The 7,714-nt window shown below is 70.6% G+C and carries 3 protein-coding genes and 1 tRNA gene; 1 reads left to right on the top strand and 3 read right to left on the bottom strand.

Annotation, left to right across the window (positions count from 1 at the left end):
* Positions 1-189: 189 nt before the first annotated feature.
* Together CCS38_RS02270 and hrpA are read right to left on the bottom strand one after the other, a co-directional pair.
* Positions 190-264 (bottom strand) — tRNA-Asp (locus tag CCS38_RS02270).
* Between the two features lie 141 nt (positions 265-405).
* Positions 406-4,434 (bottom strand): ATP-dependent RNA helicase HrpA, encoded by a 4,029-nt coding sequence (gene hrpA / locus CCS38_RS02265; protein ID WP_223731486.1) that lies wholly within the window; start codon positions 4,432-4,434, stop codon positions 406-408.
* Positions 4,435-4,601: 167 nt separating this feature from the next.
* Between hrpA and CCS38_RS02260 the strand changes: the two genes are divergently transcribed.
* The gene (locus tag CCS38_RS02260; protein WP_223731485.1) at positions 4,602-5,678 is read left to right on the top strand and encodes an ABC transporter permease; all 1,077 of its coding nucleotides are present in this window, start codon (positions 4,602-4,604) and stop codon (positions 5,676-5,678) included.
* Between the two features lie 30 nt (positions 5,679-5,708).
* On the opposite strand, the gene CCS38_RS02255 is transcribed toward CCS38_RS02260, so the two are convergent.
* Positions 5,709-7,714, bottom strand: a 2,006-nt coding sequence (locus CCS38_RS02255) for an ATP-binding protein (protein ID WP_223731484.1), incomplete at its 5' end; no start/stop codon positions are given.

Here is a 7,714-nt window from a genome sequence, read left to right as displayed (position 1 = left end):
GGCGGGCGTGCGCGGCGGGTCGGGTGTCCGCGGCGGGGCGCGGGGCCGAAAACCGACCGCCGAGCGCGAGCCGAGTACCGGCTGAGTACAAGCCGAGCCCGAGCCGAGCCCGAGCCGAGTACGAGCCGAGTACGAGCCGAGTACGACGAAAGGGCCCGCATCCTGATCGGATGCGGGCCCTTTCTGCTGCGGTCCTGACGGGATTTGAACCCGCGGCCTCCACCTTGACAGGGTGGCGAGCACTCCAAACTGCTCCACAGGACCTTGCTGCTTCCTCCGCTTGCGCGGTGGCTGCGAAGCAAGACTCTACAGCAGGTCAGGGGGTGCGGTCGAACTCGCTCCCGAGGAAGGCCCTGGTCGGCGCCGGGCGGTGACCCAGCGCACACCGGAAAGGCCCCGCGCCGCCTAGGGAGCGGCCGCGTCCACCGCCTTCACGATCCGCTTGTCGGAGATCGGATACGCGGTGCCCAGCGCGTGCGCGAAGTAGCTCACCCGCAGCTCCTCGATCATCCAGCGGATCTCCCGCGCCTGCTGCGGCACCGGCCGTCCCGCCGGGAACTGCTCCAGCAGCCAGGCGAATTCGTCCTGCATCTCCTTCACCTTCGCCATCCGGGAGCGGTCCCGCTCGGCGTTGGTGGGCATCTGCTGCAGCCGGCGGTCGGCGGCGACCAGGTACCGCATCAGGTCCGGCAGCCGCTTGGCGCCGTGCTCGGTGACGAAGCCCGGCTTGATGAGCTGCGCGAGCTGCTCCCGGACGTCCGTGACCGAGTCCAGCAGAACCGGCGAGGTGGTGTCCTTCAGCCGCCGCTGGCACGCCTGCCAGGCCGCCAGTACCTCGCGGACCTGCTGCACCGTCTTCATCGTGGCGTCGACCAGGTCGGCCCGCACCGCGTCGAAGAGCTTCTTGAACCCCTCCTCGTCCCAGGCCGGGCCGCCGTGCGCGGCGATCAGCCGGTCCGCCGCGGCGGTCACGCAGTCGTCGAAGAGCGACTGAATCGAGCCATGCGGATTACTGGAGAGCGCAAGCTTCTGCTGGTTGGTGAGCTTGCTCTGCGCGAACTTGGCCGGGTTCGACTGGATGTTGAGCAGGATGAGGCGGCGGGTGCCGGCCCACATCGCGCTCCGCTGCTCCGCCTCGGTGTCGAAGAGCCGGACGGCCACCGAGGTGCCCTCGTCCACGAGCGCCGGGTACGCCTTCAGGGGCTGGCCCGCGCGCCGCGTCTCGAAGGTGTGCGGCAGCGTGCCGATCGTCCAGGAGGTCAGGCCCGTGCGCTGCTCCGGCCCCGCCGGGCCCGCGTCCGCGCCGCCCTTGCCGGGCTGCCCGCCCTGCTTCTGGGCGGCCTGCTCGAACGCCTTGGAGATCGCGGCCCGGGTCTTGGGCTTGAGCTTCAGCCGCAGCGCTTCGAGGTCCTTGGCCTCGGCGAGCTTGCGCCGCCGCTCGTCCACCACCCGGAAGGTGATCTTCAAGTGGTCCGGCACCTTGGACCAGTCAAAATCAGCCGCGTCGACGGGCACGCCCACCATCCGCTGGAGCCCGGCAGCCAGCGAGGCGGTCAGCGGGCCCTGCAGCGGCACGGTCGTGTCCAGGAAGCGGGCCGCGAAGTTCGGCGCCGGCACGTAGTTGCGCCGGATCGGCTTGGGCAGGGACCGGATCAGCTCGGTGACCACCTGCTCGCGCAGGCCAGGGATCTGCCAGTCGAAGCCTTCGGCTGTGACCTGGTTGAGCACCTGGAGCGGGATGTGGACGGTCACGCCGTCCGCGTCGGCACCCGGCTCGAACTGGTACGTGACCCTGAACTTCAGCTTCCCCTGCCGCCAGGAGTCCGGGTAGTCGTCCTTGGTGACGGCCTCGGCGCTCTCGTTGATGAGCATCGACTGCTCGAAGTTGAGCAGTTCCGGCTCGTCCTGACGCTTCTTCTTCCACCAGGAGTCGAAGTGCGCCCCGGACACTACGTGTTCGGGAATCCGCTGGTCGTAGAAATCAAACAGCGTCTCGTCGTCCACGAGGATGTCGCGGCGCCGGGCCCGGTGCTCCAGCTCCTCGACCTCGCCCAGCAGCTTGCGGTTGTCGTGGAAGAACTGGTGGTGGGTCCGCCAGTCGCCCTCGACCAGCGCGTTACGGATGAACAGGTCGCGCGAGGTCTCCGGATCGATCCGGCCGTAGTTGACCTTGCGCTGGGCGACGATCGGTACGCCGTAGAGCGTGACCCGCTCGTACGCCATCACCGCGGCCATCTTCTGTTCCCAGTGCGGCTCGCTGTAGGTCCGCTTCACCAGGTGCTGGGCGAGCGGCTCGACCCACTCCGGCTCGATCTTCGCGTTCACCCGCGCCCACAGGCGGGACGTTTCGACCAGCTCCGCCGACATGATCCAGCGCGGTGGCTTCTTGAAGAGCGCCGAGCCGGGGAAGACCGCGAACTTGGCGCTGCGGGCGCCCAGATACTCGTTCTTGGCGTCCGTGTCCTTCAGTCCGATATGCGAGAGCAAACCAGCAAGCAGAGACGTGTGGATGTGCTCCGGGGCCGCGTCCTGCTCCGCCAGGTGGATGCCCATCGTCTTGGCGACCGTACGCAGCTGCGTATAGATGTCCTGCCACTCGCGTATCCGGAGGTAGTTCAGGAACTCATTGCGGCACATCCGGCGGAACGCCGACGAAGAGAGCGCTTTTTGCTGCTCCCTGACATACCGCCAGAGATTCAGATACGCCAGGAAGTCGCTGGTCTCGTCCTTGAAGCGGGCGTGCTGCTGGTCGGCCTGCTGCTGCTTGTCGGCGGGCCGCTCGCGCGGGTCCTGGATGGACAACCCCGCGGCGATGACCATGACTTCGCGTACGCAGCCGTTGCGGTCGGCCTCCAGGACCATCCGCGCGAGCCGCGGGTCCACCGGCAGCTGCGAGAGCTTCCGGCCCATCTGGGTGAGCCGTTTCTTCGGGTCCTTCTGCTTCGGGTCGATCGCGCCGAGCTCTTCGAGGAGCTGCACGCCGTCCTTGATGTTGCGGCGGTCCGGCGGGTCGATGAAAGGAAACTTCTCGATGTCGCCGAGGCCGGCCGCGGTCATCTGCAGGATGACCGACGCCAGGTTGGTCCGCAGGATCTCCGCGTCCGTGAACTCCGGCCGGGACTCGAAGTCCTCCTCCGAGTACAGCCGGATGCAGATGCCGTCGCTGAGCCGGCCGCAGCGGCCCTTGCGCTGGTTGGCGCTGGCCTGCGAGATCGGCTCGATCGGCAGCCGCTGCACCTTCGTGCGGTAGCTGTACCGGGAGATGCGCGCCATGCCGGTGTCGATGACGTACCGGATGCCGGGGACCGTCAGCGAGGTCTCCGCGACGTTGGTCGCCAGAACGATCCGCCGGCCCGAATGGCGCTGGAAGACGCGGTGCTGCTCGGCGTGCGACAGACGCGCGTACAGCGGCAGTACCTCGGTGTTCTGCGCGATCGCGCCGCCCCGGTTCAGGCGTTTGGTGAGCGCGTCCGCCGTGTCCCGGATCTCCCGCTCGCCGGAGAGGAAGACCAGGATGTCGCCGGGGCCCTCTGCCTGCAGCTCGTCCGCCGCGTCGCAGATCGCGGTGACCTGGTCGCGGTCGGCGTCGTCGCCGCCCTCCTCCAGCAGCGGGCGGTACCGCACCTCCACCGGGTACGTACGCCCGCTGACCTCGACGATCGGCGCGTCCCCGAAGTGCCGCGAGAACCGCTCGGGATCGATCGTGGCCGACGTGATGACGACCTTCAGGTCGGGCCGCTTCGGCAGCAGCTGCGCCAGGTAGCCGAGCAGGAAGTCGATGTTGAGGCTGCGCTCGTGCGCCTCGTCGATGATGATCGTGTCGTACTGGCGCAGCTCGCGGTCCGTCTGGATCTCGGCGAGCAGGATGCCGTCCGTCATCAGCTTGACGAGGGTGTCCCCGCCGACCTGATCCGTGAACCGGACCTTCCAGCCGACCGCCTCGCCCAGCGGGGTCCTCAGCTCCTCGGCGACCCGCTCCGCGACCGTACGGGCGGCGATCCGGCGCGGCTGGGTGTGCCCGATGAGGCCCTGGACGCCCCGGCCCAGCTCCAGACAGATCTTCGGGATCTGCGTCGTCTTTCCGGAGCCGGTCTCACCCGCGACGATCACGACCTGGTGGTCACGTATCGCCTCCCGGATGTCGTCCTTCTTCTGGCTGACCGGCAGCTGCTCGGGATACGTGATCTCCGGAACGGCGGCCCGGCGCTGCTCGACGCGCAGCTGTGCTTCGGCGATGCCCTCGGCGATCTCGGCCAGTACGGCGGCACGGGCCTCGGGCTTGCGGATGCGGCGCGCGCCGTCGAGCCGGCGGCCGAGCCGCTGCTGGTCGCGCAGCATCAGCTCGGGGAGCTGCGCTCCCAGGGCGGACAGGGTGGGCGAAGTGCCCTCGGGCGTGGCGCCCTGGGCCGCGGCGGAGGCAGGCTGACTGGACATACGCGATCCAGGATCTCACCTCGCCGAAACGACTGGCGAACGAATTGCGGCCGGGAGGACCCGGAGACGGTCGGGGGCGGCCGGATCCGGGCGTTCGGGGAGGTGCCGGCGCAGCTCCCGTAGCGGGCCGAAGAGAATGTCCGCGATGGGTGCTTTAGCGTGTTTCCATGTCCGATGATCACGACGCCGAGCCCTCCGGCGCGCATGGCGCGCACGGCAGACCACGGACCGCGGCCGGGAAGTGGGCGGCCTTCAAGAAGTCGCCGTTCCTGCCCGCGACCGTCCTGATCTTCATCCTGGCAACCGCAGCCGGCCTCTTCGCCGGCTCGTACACCTTCTCCATGGCGAACCCGACCCCGCACCGCATCCCCGCCGCGGTGGTCGGTCAGCCGGACGACGCCCGCGGCAAGAAGTTCGTCCAGGGCATGGAGCAGGCCCTGAACGCCTCGCTGGAGCTGCACGAGTACCCGACGTACGCGAAGGCCCGCGAGGCCGTCGACGAGCAGAAGGCGTTCACGATCATCACTGCGGACCGGTCCGGCGTACGGATGGACCTGTCCAGCGCCTCGGGCGCCACGGTGGGCCAGCTGCTCTCCCAGGCCGCGCCGCAGGTCGGCAAGAAGACCGGCGTCCCGGTCACGATCAAGGACATCCGGCCGCTGCAGCAGGGCGACCCGCGCGGCCTGGCGCTCTTCTACATCTCGCTCGCCGCGGTGATCGTCGGTTTCGTCGGCGCCATCCAGCTGAGCGTGCACGCCCGCGCGCTCAATCCGGCCGAGCGGATCGCGTACACCCTCGCCTACAGCCTGCTCGGCGGATTCACCATCGCCGCGGTGGTCGACTGGCTGCTCGGCGCGCTGAACCTGCCCTTCGTCCACTCCTGGCTGATCCTCGCGCTCACGATGTTCACGTCCGGCATGGTCTTCACGATGTTCAACACCCTGATCGGCCGCTGGGCGATGGTGCCGACCTGGGGCCTGATGGTGCTGCTGGGCAACCCCTCGTCCGGCGGCGCCGTCTCCTGGCCCCTGCTGCCGTCCGTACTCGGCCACATCGGCCAGTGGCTGCCCCCGGGCGCCTCGGTGAACGCCCAGCACACGGCCGTCTACTTCCCCGGTCACCAGCACGTCTTCCCGTACCTGGTGCTGGCCGGCTGGTCCCTGCTCTCCTGCACGGTCTTCTGGACCTGGCGCCACCGCCACCCGGGCGGCCGGCCCACGGGCCCGGGCCACGCGGCGGCCTGACCGCTCCCGGCGCCCCTCGGCGGGTGGCGGCTACTGGACGGGCGGCGGCGCGGCGATGGGGTTGAGGACGTGGGCGATGCCGGTGTTCAGGTCGGTGGTGCAGCCGGCGTCGAAGGCGCGCTGGTAGGCGTCCTCGCCGAGGGCTTCGCGGGTCCGGCGTTCGCAGACTTGGCGGGCGGCCACCAGCGTGGGAACGCCCGACTGTGGCCGACCGAGTGTCTCCCACAGCTGCGTGGCCAGACCGAGCAGCCACGCGGCGTCCCGATGTCGGCCCGTGGCGGCGGCGGAGCGGGCCAGCGATTCCAGGGCCATGCCGCTGCCCACGCCGTCGCGCAGCCGGTGTTTGACCAGCAGCGCGGCCCGGGCGTGCGCGTCGGCCTCCTGGAACCGGCCCAGCCCCAGCTCGGCCTGGGAGCGGACGAAGTCGCCCCAGGCGCGCTCGCCGCGCTCGCCGTTCCGGTCGCAGATGTCACCCAGCTCGTCCAGCCAGGCGACGGCTTCCTCGAAGCGGCCCGCGGTGACGAGCGCGTGGGCGCCGAGGATCAGGGACGCCAGGGGAATGTAGGTGAGTGGTCCCTCACGCCAGTCCGTGGCGAGCTGGGCCTCGGCCTGGGACACCGCCTGCGCCAGGTCGCCGCGCAGTGTCGACACCCGTAGGTCGGCGTGGGCCGCGTAGCTCCGCTCCGTGTCGCCGAAGTGTGCGGCCAGGGCGGTGCACTCGGCGGCCCGTTCCTCAAGGGCGGGCAGGTCGCCCAGGTAGACCAGCACCGGACCGCAGGCGTACAGGGCCTTCGCCCGCGCCCGGGAGGGGGTGGTGTCGGCGGCCAGGGCCTGGTCCAAGTAGTGCCGGCCCTCCTTGACGAACCCGCAGCCGTACCAGAAGAACCACAGTGCCGCGGCCATCTCCAGCGCGGTATGGCCCTCGGGCTCGGTCAGGCTGTACTCCAGCGCGGCGCGGAGGTTGTCGTGCTCGGCGGTCATCCGGTCGTACCAGGCGAACTGGTCGGGCCCGAGCCAGGCGGCATCGCCCCGGCGGGCCAGGGCCAGGTAGTGGTCCCGGTGGCGGCGGTGCAGCGTGTCGTCCTCGCCCAGACCGCGCAGCCAGTGGGCCCCGAACTCGCGGATGGTGTCCAGCATCCGGTACCGCTCGCCGCCCCCGGTGGGCTCCCAGATCAGGATCGACTTCTCCACCAGCGTGCCCAGCACGGCCGGGATCTGGCGGGCGGGGAGGCGGTCGTCGGCGCAGACCTGCCGGACCGTCTCGGCGTCGAAGCTGCCGGCGAAGACCGACAGTCGCGCCCACAGCAGCCGCTCGGCAGGGGTGCACAGCTGGTGGCTCCAGCCGATCGCGGTGCGCAGGGCCTGATGCCAGGGCGGATCGGCATCGGTGGCAACGCCATCGGTGTCGCCCAGGACCGCGAAGCGGTCGTCCAGCCGGGCGGTCAGCTCCCGGACCGGCAGATCGCGCAGGCGGGCCGCGGCCAGTTCGATCGCCAGCGGCAGCCCGTCCAGCCGCCGGCACAGCCGTACCAGCTCCGCGCGGTCGGCGTCGGTGACCGTGAAGCCGGGCACCGCCTCCTGGGCGCGCAGGGTCAGCAGGACCACCGCATCCGTCGTGCCCGCCCGCGCGTCGTCGGCCTCGGGTACGGGCAGCGGCTCGACCGTGAGGACCCGTTCGCCCACCACGTCCAGGACGCGGCGGCTGGTGGCCAGGATCCGCAGCCCGGGCGCGGCCCTCAGCAGGGCCTCCGCGGCGAACGCACAGGCATCGGTCAGGTGCTCGCAGGTGTCCAGCACCAGCAGCAGCTCCCGCTCGGCCAGGTACTCCGCCAGCACGTCGATCATGGGGCGGGTGGTCTGGTCGGCCAGCGGCAGGGTTTCGGCGATGGTGTGCGCCAGCAGGGCGCCCTGGCGCAGCGGCGAGAGCTCCACCAGCCATGCCCCGTCACGGAAGCCGGGCTGGAGTGCGGCGGCGGCATTCAGCGCCACCCGGGTCTTCCCCACCCCGCCGACCCCGGTCAGCGTCACCAGCCGCG

It is taken from the genome of Streptomyces purpurogeneiscleroticus (assembly GCF_020024005.1).
GTDB lineage: Bacteria > Actinomycetota > Actinomycetes > Streptomycetales > Streptomycetaceae > Streptomyces > Streptomyces purpurogeneiscleroticus.
The sequence above is the reverse complement of the archived record's forward strand: the minus strand, read 5'-3'. Positions and strand labels throughout refer to the sequence as shown.